Raw genomic sequence first — 16,391 nt, 5'->3', positions numbered from 1 at the left:
CTCTCCAAAAAGTTGCTAAATCGCTGCGCATTGCGCGCCAGTCCCGACAGAACGCGCCCATCGTGGCGCACCGGGCCAGACCAGATCCGGCTAGGGTCGCGCCCCCGTCAGCGCGGCGCTGCGGCGGCACTTCCAAGCCAGCACAGCAATTGCATCAGCGATGTTGCGTGGGTTTTTTCCAGCAAATGACGCACATGCGTGCGCAGGGTACTGACTTGAATGTCAAGCTGGCGAGCGACCGAATCCACCACCTGGCCGTCTGCCAAGAGCATGAGCACATAGCGCTCGGTATTGCTGATCCGGTATTGGTGGCAAAGCGCCTCCAAGCGGGCGCTTTGGCTCAGTTGGGGCTGATCGATGTGCAAGGTCAGCAGGAGATTGTCTGGCCCCCATTCGCCGGCTTGCGCGAGTTCTGATCCCAACTTCGCCAAATGCAGCCAGCCGGTCATCAAGCCAGGGCTGAACCAAAGCGCCACATCGACAGGGCCACACAATGCTCGTCCCAGCAAGCAAACCAGGGTCTGCGCGTCCAATTGGCCCAGATGCATCAATCGCCCATTGAGTTGCCAAGCATGCCTGCCGTCGAACACCTGCTCGGCCCGGGGATTGACATAGACCAAACTGCCATCGTCTTGCAAGACCATCAACGGTTGCGGCAAGCCGCCAAGGATTCTTGCGACTTGGCCGACCTCTGCCTTTATGTCGCTTGTCTTCAACATGAGAACGCCGCCCTGATTGATTGCTAACACAAGTTCAACTCTGACCGAACCGTTTCAAGGCGACAATCAGACGGGCTTAAACTTTGCTAAATTTTCCTAATTTGTCGACGCCTCCCCCTAACTTGTGACTTGGATGTCATGCTCCTTGGCTACCAGGCCTCACGCGGCTCTTACGCGTTTAATGCGCGTGGTCGCCGATTAATTGGGTGGCTGTGGCGTTCTACAGAAGGACATGTGTGGATCCCAACATCCGATTCGGCAGTTTTGAGTTGAGGCCCCAAGAGCGGGTACTGCGTGAAGGCGGGCAGACGCTTACGCTCGGCGCCCGCGCGTTTGACGTCCTTTCTGCGCTGATCGATAGACGCCATCGAGTGGTTTCCAAGGCCGAATTGATGGAGCTGGGCTGGGGCAATTTAGTTGTGGAGGACAACAACCTCTCGGTGCAGATATCTGCCATCCGCCGCGTATTGGGGCGAGACTCGGTATGTACCGTAGCCGGCAGGGGTTATCGATTCACGCTGGCTTGTGAAAGTAGCGGCGCTGATCCTGACTCCAGATCGACATCTCCCTCCAGCGCCTCGCCATCACACCCAGGCATAGACGAACTGCACCCGCCTTCTGCAAGCAAGCAGCCCCGCATCGCGGTACTGCCCTTCGAATCTGACGGCGGCCACGCGGAGAGGTATTTCGGCGATGGCATCACCGAAGAGATCATCACCAACCTGGCTCTGAACAGGCACTTTTTCGTGATCTCACGAGGCTCCACCCTGCACTTGCGCTCTCAGACAAAACGGCTCGTCGACATTGCCCAAGAACTGGGCGTGCGGTATTTGCTTGACGGCACGGTACGCAGGCAGGGCCATCGTTTGCGCATTGGAGCGGAGCTGTCCGACTGCCAGCTCGGTCAAGTGCTCTGGGCAGAGCGCTTTGAGGGCCAGCAAGATGAGCTATTCAAGTTGCAAGCGCGCATTTCCAGCAAGATCACGGCGGCCATAGACCCCTGCATCCGTTCGGTGGAACTCAACGATGTTCGCTCCAGACCAACGGGCAAGTTGGACTCCTACGACTCAATGCTCAAGGGTCTGCACCTGATGTACAGCGAGGGCGAGCGCGCTTTCGAAGACGCAGGCCCTTGCTTCGAACGAGCGGTTGCGCTAGATCCGCAGTTTGCACAGGCCCATGCCAATCTATCGTGGTGGCTGAGCATGCGCATTGGCGAGGGTCGATCTCTGCAGGCGCAAACGGACCGCGAAATGGCGCAGTACCACGCCTACCGCGCCATCGAACTCGACCCCAGGGATGCTTGGGCGCTCGCGATTGCGGGCCACACCATGTCTTTTTTGTTCAAGCGCTTCAGCGTGGCGCTCGACATGTTCGAACAAGCGCTGAGCATCAATCCGAACAGCGCGGTTGCATGGGCGCGCAGCGCCACGACCTTGGCCTATCTCGGGCGCGGCGCTGAGGCTATTGAGCGGGTTCTCAACGCCCTGGATCTGAGTCCATTTGACCCCTTCGCGTTTACTTTTTGCACCACCCATGGTCTGGCCTGCATGGTGAGCGAAAAGTACGACGAAGCCGTGCTGTGGCTGGACAAAGCGCTCCGACTGAACCCCCGCTACAGAGCTGCAGCGAGACTGCTGATTGCGGCTCGCGCCCTGGCCGGCGATCTTGACGGTGCGCGCGCCTGCGGCGCCAGCTTCTTGCAAAGAGAGCCCGACTTCAAGGTCTCGGAATTCGGCCTTTGGTATCCGCTTCAAAGCCCGCACCATGAACGACTTTTGGCCGCCTTGCGGCAGGCGGGGCTACCAGCCTAGGCTTCGCTCGCTGAGCGGCCATTATCGTGCTGCGCACCAGGAGGCACTCAAGAAGACCGATGAAATTGGCCCTTCAGTGGGCAATGAGGTCCACCGGCCCCACGGCTGAGCCACTTCAGCTGTGCGTAAACCGCAGGGATGCCGAGTGCTATCCCGAGGATTCGCACCGACGCCATGGCGTCAAGGGCGCGGTTTGATGCGCCGAACAGTGGCAGCAAGGCACCTGCCTCATCACGTCACGGGCAGAGCCGCTTCGACTCTAAGGCGTCGCATCGGTTCGGCAAACGGGCTTCGCGCCGAGGCTTGCACTGCGGCGTTCATCGCTTTGAAAACAATGCTGCGCTCGCTGATGGCCTGCCAGATCAAGTCCTTGGCCACTTGCCCGGCGCCGCCGAACAAATGCTTGCATAGCCGCAGCGAAAGAAACCAAGATCCCAGGTTGTCGCTCGGATAGTGCACGCCCGCAAACACCCTGCGGTCTCCGATATCGACCATGTATTGCTGCATGGAGGCCACTGCATGCAGGCTCACCTCAAGCTCCTCCAACTTGGCGACCAGGGCCCCGGCGCGTGCCAGGATGCCCGAAAAACAGTGCCCGCTGACCATCGAGGGCGTCACCGCCGAACTGGCGAATTGATAGGCGTAAGTTGCTCCGGGCGGGTCCAGCAAAAAACTCATTTGATAGGGTCGAGGGCGCTGAAAACGCTGCTTGAAGGCAATGTGTGCGCGCGGAAAGCCTTCGAGTTCGGCGCCAACGGCCGAAGTCACTAGAGCCTGCAAATCAGTACTCAACATGGGCAAATAGACAGCCAAGGTCGGCTTGGCCGATTCATCCTCGGCCTTGAACAGATCCAGATGACTGCGCGCAAGACCGACAGGCTCACCGCCAGGTATGACTTCTACCGCGGCCTCGCGTGGAAGAAACGCGCGCAACTGGACCATCAAATCAAGGTCGGCACGCGTCAGCGATTCCATCTGGGCGATTGCAGCGCCGACCCAGGCGCCTCGCGCGCGGTCGTACTCGGGCCACAGAAAGTCACTCATGTCCCGCATATTCGTATCGATAAAACCCTGCCACTGCGCCGCATTGGCAGCAGCCCCGTCCACCTTGAAATAGGCCGGCACCAAGGTATGGTCGGTGACGATACGGTAGTGCCGCGAAATGGCGCCATAGGGCGGAAAGCCGCTCTGGGACCATGGCACGAATGGAGGCTCCTGTGGAGCGGGCGAATGACTTGCTTGTACGGCAACATTGTTTGGCATGGCATTTCCTGGGTTGGTCCGTGACGTCGGCGCAGACAGGCCGGAGCTCCATGTTTACCCAGAAGGCCGCCGTCGTCCCTCCCTAATTCGGATACCGCACAGATAGCTCGGCAAAACACAGTCGGGACTCGGTGGCGCAACAAACCCAGCATGCGCGCACGCTATGACCTCGCCCGGGGGTTCAGGCGCCCAGGCTGCACCACTCAAGCGCGCAAAAAACGCCGTCCTGATTGGCGCCACCACAGCCGTGAGGCGAGTGCCCCGATTCGCACCAAACTACCCGACTATGCTGCACTTTCTCGGCGGCCAGATCCGACCAGGGCGCGTCAACCCGCGTAGTGCGGCGCACTTGAAGGCAGACAAGTAGACCGATGAATTTGGCCATTTCAGAGGGCATTGGGCCCGCCGGGCCTGTCGATGAGCCACTTTAGCCAGGCATAAAACGCATCAACAGCGCGCAAGTACACGATCGAAGCCGGCCCACTAAAGCGCCAGCCGGTGCGACTGCAACGCCAGCATGCCGTCGAAGATCAAGGAGTCGATCAACTCATGCTCGATTTCCAGCGTCGGCGCGACCTTCCAGGCGGCGCCGCCGGTCATCAGCGTTAGCGGCGAGCTGCCGACTTTTTTCGCCAGATGCCTGTGCATGCGCTCGATCGCGCCGGTGATGGCAAAAGTGCCGCCACTGGTCAGCGCATCTGAGGTGTTAGTGGGGAAGTCGCGTACCTCGCCGGTGGGCACGCGCAGGCCGGCGGTGCCGCCTTCCAACGCGCGCAACATGATGCCGTGGCCGGGCATGATCATGCCGCCCAAGAAACGCCCTTCGGCATCCAGCGCGTCCACGGTGACTGCGGTGCCAATCATCACCACCAGCGCCGCACTCGGCCCCGCCGGCGCAACAGCCCGCTGCAACATATGGGAGCGTGCGCCGATCAGCGCCACGAAGCGGTCAACGCCAAGCCGACCGGGGTGGTCGTAGCCATTGCTGACACCGCCCGCGTGCGCGCTCGACACCACCCAACGCGGCTCCTGATCCCACAGCTCCAACTGTTCCTCGACCCGCCGGCGCACCGCGTCACCGGCCACATTACAGCCCAGCACGCTGTGCGGCGCCGGCAGGCCGCGCCAGTCGCTGTCGGCCAGGGTCTCTATCGTCTCCAGAAACACCGCACCATGAGCAAGCAGCACAGCGCCGGGCTGCGGTGAAGCATAGAGCGCCCATTTGAGGCGAGTGTTACCGATGTCGATGGCCAAAAAGCTCATGTGTGTGGGCGATTAAAAGCGGGCAAGGGCCGCCAGCCTAACAGCTCAAGGCCAGCTCAGGCTAAAGCGTGCGAATCACCCGGCAAGGATTGCCGGCCGCGAAGACCCCGGCCGGGATGTCGCGCAGCACCACACTGCCGGCGCCTATCACCGAGCCGGCGCCTATCGTGACGCCGGGGCAGACGATCACGCCGCCACCCAACCAGACATCGTTGCCTATCGCGATGGGCTTGGCGAACTCCAAGCCGCTACGGCGCTCGGCCGCGTCCATTGGATGGCTGGCGGTATAGATTTGCACCGCCGGGCCGAACAGCACATGGTTGCCGATGCTGATCTTGGCGACGTCGAGCAGCACACAGTTGAAGTTGAAATAGACGCCCTTGCCCAGTTCGATATTGCGGCCATAGTCGCAGAAGAAGGGCGGCGTGATGTAGGCGTCGGTGGCGGCGCCGAACAGCTGCTTGAGCAAGTCAGAGCGCTCAGCTTCAGGGGCCTGCGGCGACAGCTCGGCAATAGCCCGGCACAGCTCGCGGGCGCGCAGGCGCTCGCCCACCAGCTGCAGGTCGGCACCGCTGTAGAGCTCGCCGGCCAGCATTTTTTCTTTCTCGGTTTTCAACATGTCAGCTCCAGTGGAACTTGACTGTAACGGCGGGGCCGACGAGCGCAGAGACTCAAGCCCGTCTCAGCCTCGCTTGCGCGGACAGCTGCGTCTGCTGCGTTGTGCGCGGCGCAGATGACTGCAGGTTCAGCTGCAGATCAGCCCAAGCCTGTGCCTGCCGCACCACCTGGCCCACCACCAGAATCGCCGGACTGGGCAATTGCTCGCGCATCAGCATTGCCGGCAACTCGGCCAGGAGGCAGACCTGTTGGCGCTGCTGCGCTGTGTGGGCGGCCGAGATCGCAGCGGCCGGCGTGTCGGCAGCCAAGCCGCCAGCAATCAAGGCTTGCACGATGTGTTCGGCCTGGCTGAGGCCCATATAGATCACCAGGGTCAGCCGGCTGCGCGCCAGCGCCGCCCAGTCGGGGCCATCGCCGGCGCGCGCACCGTCGCGGCTGTGGCCGGTGACGAAGGCAACACCGGGTGCGTGGCGCCGATCGGTGACCGGAATGCCGATGCTGGCGGGCGCGGCGATGCCTGAGGTCAGGCCGCTGACCACCTCGACCGCGATGCCGACTTCGCGCAGCGCGTCAACTTCCTCGGCGCCACGCCCGAACATAAAGGGGTCGCCGCCCTTCAGACGCACGACGCGGGCACCGCTGCGGGCTTCGCGAATCATCAAGTCATGGATGAAGCGCTGCTCGGTGGAGACGCAGCCGCCGCGTTTGCCCACATACAAGATGCGTGCCGCTGGATTGGCCAGCGCCAGCACGCGCGGGTCGACCAGATCGTCGCTGAGGATCACATCGGCGGCCTGGATGCGCTGATAGGCCCTGATAGTCAAGAGCTCGGGGTCGCCGGGGCCGGCGCCGACCAGACTGACTGCATGGGGGAGTTTGTTCATCATCAGGCCACCTCTTCCTTGATTTGGGGCATGGGAGCATCGACCAAGCGCCGCAGCGCCGGCAAACAGGAGCCGCATTGGGTGCCGCAGCGCAGCTTGGCCTGCAAGGACTGCAGTCGCTCCGCGGGCGTACCGGCACCACCACTGGCACTCAACTGAGCGCGAATGCTCGCCTCGGAGACATCAAAGCAATTGCACACCTGCGGACTGCGCGGGGCCAGGTCTTGCGGCGCACCGGCCTCGGGCGCCAGCAAGCTGCGGCCATAGGGCGCCACCAAAGCGGCGTCTCGCCAGAGCTGGTTCAGCCAGGCGCCTCCACCCCGTTCATCCACCTCGCCCACACGCAGCAGCGCCTGCAAGCGAGCCTCGGCGCCCACGCCGTCGAGCAAGAGCAGGCGCGTGCGGCCGCGCTGTGCGTCTGCATAACGCAGCAGCTTGGCGCCCTGCAGCTTCAGCAGTGCAGCCATCCTTGCGATCAGTTCCGGCGCAGGCGCGGTCGCATGCGCGGCTTCGAAAGACCAGCCCTCTTTGCCGGCTTGAGCCGGGACCGGCACGCAACAGGCATAGTCAAATTCGGCCATCAAACCCTGCAGGGCCAGACCCAATGCAGCCGCTTCGGCCGGCGCCACCCAGACCGCCGCGCTCAGGCGCCAGGGCAAATCCAGGCGTTTGATATCCACCGCCGTGAATTTCAATTCGGGCTGTTTGGAATCGGGGCAAAACGCTGGCTGTGTCAGGGCGTTGGCGCCCAGCAAGGGCTGGCCCTGGCCACCACGACCGGAGACAAATTCCTGGCCCCAATGCATGGCCAGATCGGCTTGCGCCGCGCCGACGTCGGCGTCACCCAGCAGGAGTAGGGTGATCTCGCCACGCCGTGAACGCACCCGCACCAGATCGCCGTCCTTGAGCCCTCGGCGCGGCATGTCCTGCGGGTTCATACGCAAAACCGGTGCGCCGCTGTGACCGAACAAGCGGCTGACCACGCCGCTGCGGCTCATGCCATGCCATTGATCGCGCATGCGGCTGGTGGTCAAGCCCAAAGGAAAGCGTGCGTCGACCTGCTCTGCGCAGGCTTGGTAGGGCTTGGCAATAAAGCGCGCGCGGCCGTCGGGCGCGGCAAAACGGCCATCTTCATAGAGCCGCGCGCGGCCCTTCAGCGCGCCTTCTGGAAACGGCCATTGCTGCGGGCCGTCGCGGTCCAGCAAGGCATAGCTGAGGCCGCTGATGTCGAGGTCGCGGCCACGGGTCGCTTCGCGATGCTCCAGCCACAGCGCCTCGCTGCGTTCGAAATCAAACAGACTCGCGCGGCCAGGTCTCAGCACAGGCTCCAACAAGCGCGCCACATCGCGCACGATTTGCCAGTCTGACCTCGCCTCACCCGGGGGGGCAATCGCGGCGCGCACGCGGCTGATGCGGCGCTCGCTGTTGGTGACGCTACCGTCCTTCTCGCCCCAAGTGGCGGCCGGCAAAATCACGTCTGCGTAGGCGGCTGTCGCCGTGCCGGCAAAGCATTCTTGCAAGATCACCAACTCGCAGCGCTCCAGCGCGCGCCGCACCAGCGCTTGGTCGGGCAGCGACTGCGCCGGGTTGGTGCAGGCTATCCACAAGACCTTCACCTCGCCACGCGCGGCCGCCTCGAACAATTCGACCGCCGTCTTGCCAGGCCTGCTCGGCAAGGCGTCCACACCCCACAGGGCGGCGATCTCGGCGCGGTGTGCGGCGTCATTGGGGTCACGATGTCCGGGCAAGAGCGTCGCCATGCCGCCGACCTCGCGCCCACCCATGGCATTGGGTTGACCCGTTAGCGAAAAAGGTCCGGCACCGGGCCGACCGATCTGGCCGGTAGCCAGATGCAGATTGATCAAGGCGGTGTTCTTGGCCGTGCCGCTGCTGCTTTGGTTGAGGCCTTGGCAATAGAGCGACAAGGTGGCGGGCGACTGGGCAAACCAGCGCGCGGCTTGCAGCAGCTCCACTTCCTTGATGCCGCAGATGCGCGCGGCTTGCGCCGGCGTCATGTCGCGCGCCAGCGCCTTGAGCTCGGCAAAGCCAGTCGTATGCGCATCGATAAAAGGCTGAGCCAGCAGGCCGTCCCAGATGCAGGCATGCAGCAGACCCAGGCACAGCGCCACATCGGTGCCGGGCAGGATCTGCAGATGCAGGTCGGCGAACTCGGCACTTTCGGTGCGGCGCGGGTCGACGACGATGACCTTCATCGCCGGGCGCGAGGCTTTGGCAGCCTCCAGCCGGCGAAACAGAATCGGGTGCGCCCAGGCCGGGTTGGCGCCGCTGATGAAGACGCAGTCGGCATGATCCAAATCTTCATAGCAGGCCGGCGGCGCGTCGACGCCCAAGCTTTGCTTGTAGCCGACCACGGCCGAACTCATGCACAGACGCGAGTTGCTGTCGATGTTGTTGGTACCGACCAGCGCGCGGGCGAGCTTGTTGAAGGCGTGATAGTCCTCGGTCAGCAACTGGCCGGAGATGTAGAAGCCGACCGAGTCGGGTCCGTGCTCGCCAATGACGGCGGCCAGTTTGTCGGCCACATGCTGGTTGACGGCATCCCAGCTGCTCGCCTTCATGGGTGCCGTCCGCTCCGCCCGCAGCATCGGCTGCAGCAAGCGCCGGGTTTGCAGCACCACTGGCGCAGCAGTCAGGTGCAGGGTGGAGCCCTTGCTGCACAGGCGGCCAAAGTTGGCCGGATGCTCCGGGTCGCCCCGCACGCCGGTGATGGCGCCGGCCTCGCTCTCGATAATGATGCCGCAGCCAACACCGCAATATGGGCAAGTAGATTTGGTCTCAAGCATGACGACTCCCGGAAGCAACTCCCCCCTCTCGGAGGGGGGCAGGGGGGAGCCCCATGACACCGCTTCGCGGACCGCGCCAAGGCGCGCGTCCGCAGCCCACGCCGCAATAGGGACAGGTCGAACGCGTATCCATACTGAGTTCAGCAGCTGCGCGTGCAGGGTCCGGCTTTGATCGGCTCAAATTCCAGGCCTATGCTGGCCAGCTCGCCTTCGCAAAGCATCACCTGACCCGCCTCCACCTTAACGCTGAACTTGGCCGTGCAGCCCTCGTCGGGCGCATGCGCCTGACCGTTGTCCAGGGCGATGGTCCAGTTATGCAGCGGGCAAGCCACTTTGTTGCCGAACACGATCCCTTGGCTGAGTGGCCCGCCCTTGTGGGGGCAGCGATCCAGCAGCGCGAACACCGCATCATCGGCCGTGCGAAACAAGGCGACTTGCGGGCCTTGGCTGCGCTGCACGCGGCGCGAGCCCAGCACCGGGATGTCGGTCAAAGCGCAGATGTTTTTCCATTCCTTCATTGCTGATCTCCCTCTCACAACGCTTCAAACTGACGCAGATCGACCTTGGCTTTATCGAACTCGAACCAAGGATCGGGCTCACCTGCAAGCGCGAATTGCAGCTGCGCCCACAGCGCCCGCCGACCCTCAACATCATCCAGAATCTTCTGCTTCACATAGTCCAGGCCGACCCGCGCAACGTAATGCACGGTGCGCTCCAGATACCAGCCCTCGGTGCGGTAGAGCTGCATGAAGGCGCCGGTGTACTCCAGCACTTCCTCGGCGGTCTTGAGCTTGGTGAAGAAATGCGCGACCTCGGTCTTGATGCCGCCATTGCCCGCCACATACATCTCCCAGCCGCTGTCGACGCCGATGATGCCGACGTCCTTGATGCCGGCTTCGGCGCAGTTGCGCGGGCAGCCCGACACCGCGAACTTGACCTTGTGCGGCGCATACATGCCCACGAAAGCGCGCTCCAGGTCCTTGCCCATCTGAGTGCTGTCCTGCGTGCCCATGCGGCACCACTCGGAGCCAACGCAGGTTTTGACCGTGCGCAGCGCCTTGGCGTAAGCATGGCCCGAGGGCATGCCAATGTCCTTCCAGACGCCGACCAGGTCTTCCTTCTTCACGCCCAGCAAGTCGATGCGCTGGCCGCCGGTGACCTTGACCGTCGGGATCTTGTACTTGTCCACCGCGTCGGCAATGCGGCGCAGCTCGGAGCTGTTGGTCTCGCCGCCCCACATACGCGGGATCACCGAGTAGGTGCCGTCCTTCTGGATATTGGCGTGGGCTCGTTCATTGATGGCGCGGCTTTGCGGATCGTCCTGCGCTTCCTTGGGCCAGCTGGAGATCAGGTAGTAGTTCAGGGCCGGGCGGCAGGTCGGGCAACCATTGGGCGTCTTCCAGCTCAAGGCTGTGTAAACGCTATCCAGGCTGATCAGATGCTGCTTGTCGATGGCGTCGCGGACATCCTGATGGCTGAGATCGGTACAGGCGCAAACCGCCTTCTTCTTCGGTGTGGCCGAATAGTCTCCCCCGGCGGTGAACATCAGCAGCTGCTCGACCAGACCGGTGCAACTGCCGCAGGACGCACTCGCCTTGGTGTGCTTGCGCACTTCGTCCAGCGTGAACAGGCCCTTGTCCTTGATCGCCTTGCAAATCGTGCCCTTGCTGACGCCGTTGCAACCGCAGACTTCGTCGCTGTCCGCCATGGCGGCTGCCTTGTTGTGACCTTGATGGCCGACGTCACCGATATTGGATTCGCCGAACATCAGCTTGTCGCGGATATCGGCCACCTTGCGGCCCTCGCGCAGTAACTTGAAATACCAAGACCCATCGACCGTGTCGCCGTACAAACAGGCGCCCACCAGTTGGTCGTTCTTGATCACGAGCTTTTTGTAGACACCGGCAAAGGGGTCGCTCATCACGATTTCTTCGAAGCCTTCGCCTCCGGTAAAGTCGCCGGCCGAGAACAAGTCGATGCCGGTCACTTTCAGCTTCGTCGACACCGAGCTGCCGGTGTAGCGGCCGATGCCGAACTGCGCCAGGTGTGTGGCGCAAACCTTGCCCTGCTCGAACAGCGGCGCCACCAGACCGTAAGCGATGCCGCGATGCGCGGCGCATTCGCCGACCGAGTAGATGCGCGGGTCGGTGGTGGTCTGCAGCGTGTCGCTGACGACGATGCCACGGCTGCAGTGGATGCCGGCACTTTCGGCCAAGGCCGTATTGGGGCGGATGCCGGCGGCCATCACGACCAAGTCGGCTGGGATTTCGCTGCCGTCTTTGAACTGGACGGCCCGTACACGACCTCGGGTCGTGTCCTCCCCGTCAGCGCGGCCGTCTTTGCCTCCTATCAAGGCCTGCGTCTGCGCGCCGAGTTTGAACTTCAGGCCGCGTGCCTGCAGCGATTTGCGCAGCAGGTCACCGGCCACATCATCGAGCTGACGCTCCATCAGCCAATCGCCGATATGCACGACAGTCACCTGCATGCCCCGCAGCATCAAGCCGTTAGCGGCCTCCAGGCCCAGCAGGCCGCCGCCGATCACGACTGCGTGCTGGTATTTGGTCGCAGCGTCGATCATCTCGTTGGTATCGGCGATGTCGCGATAGGCGATTACGCCGTCCAGATCCTTGCCGGGAATGGGCAGGATGAAAGGCACGGAGCCGGTGGCGATCAGCAGGCGGTCGTAATCGGCCTCGGTGCCATCTGAGGCGATGACCTTGCGACGAATCCGGTCGATCTGCGTGACCGTCTTGCTCAAGTGCAGGGTGATGTTGTTGTCTGCATACCAATCCAGCGGATTGAGGATGATCTCCTCAATCGTCTGCTCGCCGGCCAGTACCGGGCTCAGCAGGATGCGGTTGTAGTTCGGGTGCGGCTCGGCACCGAAGACGGTGATGTCGTAGAGATCCGGCGCCATCTTGAGCAGCTCTTCGAGCGTGCGCACGCCGGCCATGCCGTTACCGATCAAGACCAGTTTCTGTTTAGGCCCCAAGAACTTGCTCGACGCGTTCATGCTGCCACCTCGCTACGGGCTTCCTTGGCGTGGCGGGTGTAGAGAAAGTCGATCACCGCCTTGCGGGCCGCGGTGTACGCGGCGCTCTCCGACAACTCGACACGGCTGCGCGGCCTTGGCAGGTCAACGCTGAGGATCTCGCCTATCGTTGCGGCCGGCCCATTGCTCATCATCACGATGCGGTCACTCAAAAGCACCGCCTCGTCGACGTCATGCGTGACCATCACCACCGTGCTTTGCGTCGCGGCGACGATCTTCAGCAGCTCATCTTGCAGATGTGCGCGGGTCAGCGCATCGAGCGCGCCGAAGGGCTCATCCATCAAGAGGACCTTGGGTTGCATGGCCAGCGCGCGAGCAATGCCTATGCGCTGCTTCATGCCGCCGGAGATCTCATGCGGGCGTTTGTGTGTCGCGTGACTCATGCCGACCAGCGCCAGCGCGGCCTCGGTGCGCTCGATCAGCTTGGCCTTGGACTCGGCCCGCTCGAACACCGATTCGACACCCAGATAGACGTTCTCGAAGCACGACAGCCACGGCAAGAGCGAATGGTTCTGGAACACCACTGCGCGCTCGGGCCCGGGCTCGGTGATCTCGCGGTTATCGCACAGCAGCACGCCGCTGCTGGGCCGCAGCAGGCCGGCGATCAGATTCAGCAGCGTCGACTTGCCGCAGCCCGAATGGCCAATCAGCGTGATGAACTCGCCGCGCTGCACCTGCAAGTCAATCTTGCTGAGGGCATGGAAGCTACCCTTGCGGGTGTTGAAGACCATCTCGGCCGCCTGCACTTCGATGAAGCTTTTCGCTTTGTTCACAAGAGTACTCATCACATCAGTCCTCGAAAGAGAAGCGTTTGGCCACGGCCATCAAGATCCATTCCAGCGCCAGCCCGACGATGCCGATGACGAAGATCGCGATGATGATGTGGGCGACATTGAGGTTGTTCCACTCATCCCAGACCCAGAAACCGATGCCGACACCGCCGGTCAGCATCTCGGCCGCCACGATCACCAGCCAGGCGGTGCCGACCGACAGGCGCACGCCGGTCAAGATGTAAGGCAGCACGGCCGGCAAGAGGATGCGGGTGATAACTTTCCATTCAGATAGCTTCAAAACCCGCGCCACGTTCAGATAGTCCTCGGGCACGCGCTGCACGCCGACCGCTGTGTTGACCACCATGGGCCAGATCGAGCAGATAAAGATGGTCCAGATCGCCGCCGGATTGGCGCTCTTGAACACCAACAAGCCAATCGGCAACCAGGCCAGCGGCGAGACTGGCTTGAGCAGGCTGATCAGCGGCGAGATCATGCGGCTGGCGAACTCGAACCTGCCGATCACAAAGCCCAGCGGAATACCGACCAGCGCCGCCAGGCCAAAGCCCAGCGCGACCCGTTGCAGCGAGGCCAGGATGTTCCAACCTATGCCTTGGTCGTTCGGACCGTTGCTGCGGAAGGGGTCGGCGAACAGTTTGACGGCGGCATCGAAGGTGGCCGACGGGCTTGGAAAGGGCCCGCCTTTCTGGGTCGCCAGCGCCCAGATGCCGATCAACAAGGCCAGACCCAGCACTGGCGGCAGCACGCGCAGCCAGACGCCGCGCCAGTCGATCGGCATCCGCGCGGTTTGCGGTTTAGCTTTCACTTTCTGCGGGGGAGATACAGGCGGCTTGACCAGCTCGATGCTGACGTCACGCGGCGAATGGAAGACGGCACTGACCATGATGGCTTGCTCCTCAGGCTTTGACTTTGAAGGCGTCGGCATATTTGGCCGGCTCGCGCCCGTCCCAGACCACGCCGTCGATCAGCTTGCTGCTGCGCATGGCGTCTTTGGGCACATTGACCTTGAGCGCGCTGGCCGCTTGCTTGTACAGATCGATCTGGTTGATCTGCTTGGCGACCGCCAGATAGTCCGGGTGGTCTTTCAGCAAGCCCCAACGCTTGTGCTGGGTCAGGAACCACATGCCGTCGCTCAAATAGGGGAAGTTGACCTGCCCGTCGTTGAAAAACTTCATGTAGTTGGGGTCGTCCCATGTCCTTCCTAAGCCGTTTTGGTAGCGCCCCAGAATGCGCTGATTGATCGCGTCGACGCCGGTGTTGACATAGGCCTTCTCGGCGATGGTGTCGGCCATCTTGAGCTTGTTTTGCAGGCCGGCGTCTATCCAGCGGCCGGCCTCCAGCACGGCCATGATGACGGCACGCGCAGTATTCGGGTACTGCTTAACGAAGTCGCCGCTGCTGGCCAGCACCTTCTCGGGATGGTCTTTCCAGATGTCTTGCGAGGTGACGGCGGTAATGCCGATGCCGTCGACGATGGCGCGGTGGTTCCAGGGCTCGCCGACGCAATAGCCGTCCATATTGCCGACCCGCATATTCGCCACCATCTGCGGCGGCGGCACGGTGATGACCTTGGCGTCCTTGAGCGGGTTGATGCCATGCGCGGCCATCCAGTAGTACAACCACATCGCGTGGGTGCCGGTAGGGAAGGTCTGGGCAAAGGTGTACTCACGCTTGTCGGTCGCCATCAGCTTGGCAAGCGTCGCGCCGTCGACCGCGCCCTTGTCGGCCAGCCTCTTGGACAGCGTGATCGCCTGGCCGTTGTTGTTCAGGGTCATCAAGACGGCCATGTCTTTCTTGGGGCCGGCCACGCCGAGGTGCACGCCATAAATCATGCCGTAGAGCGCATGCGCCATGTCCAGCTCGCCGTTGACCAGTTTGTCGCGCACGCCTGCCCAAGAGGCTTCCTTGGTCGGAATGATTTTGACGCCGTACTTCTTGTCGAAGCCCAAGACCGAGGCCATCACGACGCTGGCGCAATCGGTCAGCGGAATGAAGCCGATGCGGACCTCTTCCTTCTCGGGCTTGTCGGAGCCGGCGGCCCAGGCGCCGCCGGGCAAGCTGCTAGCAAGACCTGTCACAGCCCCAGCGGCAGCACCGGTCAATAGTTTGCGACGATCTGCGCTCATCAAACCTTCTCCTTGAAGTTCAAGACTCTTGCTCATCAACATCTCCAGTTCCAAAAACAAAAACGGCGTCGACCCGCTCAGGCTTTCCAAAGAAAGCGAGAACCAAGGTCGGACGCCGTTGTCCGTCGAAAATCTATATTGCGCTTGAGTGAACCCACGCCGTTGTGAGTCTCAGGATCTACTTAGCAGGACTCGTGCCAGCCAAAACGCTGGGGGTCGGGAGCGGTTTGCGCACGCTTTGAAGGCATGCCCAGCCAGAATCAACCCAGTTTGGTGCAGCGCAACAAGGCCTGTGCATCAATGATGCGTTCAGCCACATCAATCAAGGGCGAGCCACGGTCCATGGCCAAGCGACGCATGCGCTTGTAGGCTGCGTCTTCATCCAGGCCCATCTCCGCCATCAAGATGCCCTTGGCCCGCTCGATGAGCTTGCGCCCACTGAGTTGCGCTTGCGCCTGCGTCAGCTCCTGGCGCAGGGCCAGGTCTTGCTCAAAACGCAGGCAGGCCACTTGCAGCACCGAAGCCAGACGCTGCGGCTGCAGCCCCGCCACCACATAGGCGCTGACGCCGGCCTGCAGCGCTCGGCGCATCGTTCCTTGGTCGCCGTCCTCCGAGAACACCACCACCGGCCGCGGCATCTGCAGCGACAGCGTGGCGAGGTTCTCCAAGGTGTCGCGCGTCGGCGATTCGCTGTCGACAATCACCACATCGGGCTTCAGACGCAGCACGCAGTCATGGATCAAGGCACCCTGCTCGATCACGCCGACCACCTCGCAGCCTTGGCGCGCCAGCTCTTGCTGAATCAGCTGCACACGGTGCGCGCCATCGTCGATCAGCAGCACACGCAAGCCTTGGGCGGGGCTGGGCGGTGCGGCGATGGCGATGGCCTTGATGGGCGGAGTGGGCTTGCTGGGGTTTTGCATAGTCTGGACCGAGTCATCAGCCAAATGCAAGTTTCGTGCCCAGCTAGGCATAGCCCCTAGCGCGAACATAGGCCCAGATCAATCCCCTAATTTGAATCTGCGCTGCCAAGGCCAGGGTGGGAAATTCCTTGTGC

13 protein-coding genes are annotated in these 16,391 nt (G+C 62.6%); 1 reads left to right on the top strand and 12 read right to left on the bottom strand.

What is annotated here, in order from left to right; all coding sequences use genetic code 11:
- Positions 1–107 precede the first annotated feature (107 nt).
- Positions 108–719: a helix-turn-helix transcriptional regulator gene (locus PRZ03_RS21270; protein WP_273602155.1), complete on the bottom strand. Its 612-nt coding sequence runs from the start codon at positions 717–719 to the stop codon at positions 108–110.
- 236 nt (positions 720–955) lie between these two features.
- Between PRZ03_RS21270 and PRZ03_RS21265 the strand changes: the two genes are divergently transcribed.
- The gene (locus PRZ03_RS21265) at positions 956–2,533 is read left to right on the top strand and encodes a winged helix-turn-helix domain-containing protein (RefSeq protein WP_273602154.1); all 1,578 of its coding nucleotides are present in this window, start codon (positions 956–958) and stop codon (positions 2,531–2,533) included.
- Between the two features lie 231 nt (positions 2,534–2,764).
- Here the strand turns inward: PRZ03_RS21265 and PRZ03_RS23995 are convergent, their stop codons facing one another.
- The 11 genes from PRZ03_RS23995 to PRZ03_RS21210 form a co-directional block, all read right to left on the bottom strand.
- Positions 2,765–3,736 carry a phosphatase PAP2 family protein gene (locus tag PRZ03_RS23995; RefSeq protein WP_273602153.1) on the bottom strand — a complete coding sequence of 324 codons (972 nt, stop codon included), beginning with the start codon at positions 3,734–3,736 and terminating at the stop codon, positions 2,765–2,767.
- Between the two features lie 543 nt (positions 3,737–4,279).
- Positions 4,280–5,059: a type III pantothenate kinase gene (locus PRZ03_RS21255; protein ID WP_273602152.1), complete on the bottom strand. Its 780-nt coding sequence runs from the start codon at positions 5,057–5,059 to the stop codon at positions 4,280–4,282.
- 61 nt (positions 5,060–5,120) lie between these two features.
- On the bottom strand, positions 5,121–5,678 hold the full coding sequence (locus PRZ03_RS21250; protein WP_273602151.1) for a sugar O-acetyltransferase: 558 nt from the start codon (positions 5,676–5,678) through the stop codon (positions 5,121–5,123).
- Between the two features lie 52 nt (positions 5,679–5,730).
- On the bottom strand, positions 5,731–6,564 hold the full coding sequence (gene cobA / locus PRZ03_RS21245; RefSeq protein WP_273602150.1) for a uroporphyrinogen-III C-methyltransferase: 834 nt from the start codon (positions 6,562–6,564) through the stop codon (positions 5,731–5,733).
- The gene (locus tag PRZ03_RS21240; protein WP_273602149.1) at positions 6,564–9,365 is read right to left on the bottom strand and encodes a nitrate reductase; all 2,802 of its coding nucleotides are present in this window, start codon (positions 9,363–9,365) and stop codon (positions 6,564–6,566) included. The genes cobA and PRZ03_RS21240 overlap by 1 nt, the downstream gene beginning before the upstream one ends.
- Positions 9,366–9,505: 140 nt before the next feature.
- Positions 9,506–9,883 carry a nitrite reductase small subunit NirD gene (nirD, locus tag PRZ03_RS21235; RefSeq protein WP_273602148.1) on the bottom strand — a complete coding sequence of 126 codons (378 nt, stop codon included), beginning with the start codon at positions 9,881–9,883 and terminating at the stop codon, positions 9,506–9,508.
- Between the two features lie 14 nt (positions 9,884–9,897).
- Positions 9,898–12,378, bottom strand: coding sequence for a nitrite reductase large subunit NirB (gene nirB, locus PRZ03_RS21230; RefSeq protein ID WP_273602147.1), 2,481 nt, complete (start codon positions 12,376–12,378; stop codon positions 9,898–9,900).
- The gene (locus PRZ03_RS21225; protein WP_273602146.1) at positions 12,375–13,202 is read right to left on the bottom strand and encodes an ABC transporter ATP-binding protein; all 828 of its coding nucleotides are present in this window, start codon (positions 13,200–13,202) and stop codon (positions 12,375–12,377) included. The genes nirB and PRZ03_RS21225 overlap by 4 nt, the downstream gene beginning before the upstream one ends.
- Before the next feature lie 4 nt (positions 13,203–13,206).
- Complete coding sequence (ntrB, locus tag PRZ03_RS21220; RefSeq protein ID WP_273602145.1) at positions 13,207–14,091, bottom strand: nitrate ABC transporter permease; 885 nt, start codon at positions 14,089–14,091, stop codon at positions 13,207–13,209.
- A gap of 13 nt (positions 14,092–14,104) precedes the next feature.
- Positions 14,105–15,334, bottom strand: coding sequence for a CmpA/NrtA family ABC transporter substrate-binding protein (locus PRZ03_RS21215; RefSeq protein WP_273602144.1), 1,230 nt, complete (start codon positions 15,332–15,334; stop codon positions 14,105–14,107).
- 260 nt (positions 15,335–15,594) lie between these two features.
- Positions 15,595–16,257 (bottom strand): ANTAR domain-containing response regulator, encoded by a 663-nt coding sequence (locus PRZ03_RS21210; RefSeq protein ID WP_273602143.1) that lies wholly within the window; start codon positions 16,255–16,257, stop codon positions 15,595–15,597.
- Between the last annotated feature and the right edge of the window lie 134 nt (positions 16,258–16,391).

The sequence above is a fragment of the Roseateles albus genome (assembly GCF_028595345.1).
In the GTDB taxonomy this organism is placed as follows: domain Bacteria; phylum Pseudomonadota; class Gammaproteobacteria; order Burkholderiales; family Burkholderiaceae_C; genus Paucibacter_A; species Paucibacter_A albus.
The sequence above is the reverse complement of the archived record's forward strand: the minus strand, read 5'-3'. Positions and strand labels throughout refer to the sequence as shown.

Bases quoted from the DNA above. Each gene is read 5' to 3' on its own strand.
- PRZ03_RS21270 (WP_273602155.1), bottom strand. From the start codon at position 719: ATGTTGAAGACAAGCGACATAAAGGCAGAGGTCGGCCAAGTCGCAAGA.
- PRZ03_RS21255 (WP_273602152.1), bottom strand. From the start codon at position 5,059: ATGAGCTTTTTGGCCATCGACATCGGTAACACTCGCCTCAAATGGGCG.
- PRZ03_RS21250 (WP_273602151.1), bottom strand. From the start codon at position 5,678: ATGTTGAAAACCGAGAAAGAAAAAATGCTGGCCGGCGAGCTCTACAGC.
- cobA (WP_273602150.1), bottom strand. From the start codon at position 6,564: ATGATGAACAAACTCCCCCATGCAGTCAGTCTGGTCGGCGCCGGCCCC.
- PRZ03_RS21240 (WP_273602149.1), bottom strand. From the start codon at position 9,365: ATGCTTGAGACCAAATCTACTTGCCCATATTGCGGTGTTGGCTGCGGC.
- nirD (WP_273602148.1), bottom strand. From the start codon at position 9,883: ATGAAGGAATGGAAAAACATCTGCGCTTTGACCGACATCCCGGTGCTG.
- nirB (WP_273602147.1), bottom strand. From the start codon at position 12,378: ATGAACGCGTCGAGCAAGTTCTTGGGGCCTAAACAGAAACTGGTCTTG.
- PRZ03_RS21225 (WP_273602146.1), bottom strand. From the start codon at position 13,202: ATGAGTACTCTTGTGAACAAAGCGAAAAGCTTCATCGAAGTGCAGGCG.
- ntrB (WP_273602145.1), bottom strand. From the start codon at position 14,091: ATGGTCAGTGCCGTCTTCCATTCGCCGCGTGACGTCAGCATCGAGCTG.
- PRZ03_RS21215 (WP_273602144.1), bottom strand. From the start codon at position 15,334: ATGAGCGCAGATCGTCGCAAACTATTGACCGGTGCTGCCGCTGGGGCT.
- PRZ03_RS21210 (WP_273602143.1), bottom strand. From the start codon at position 16,257: ATGCAAAACCCCAGCAAGCCCACTCCGCCCATCAAGGCCATCGCCATC.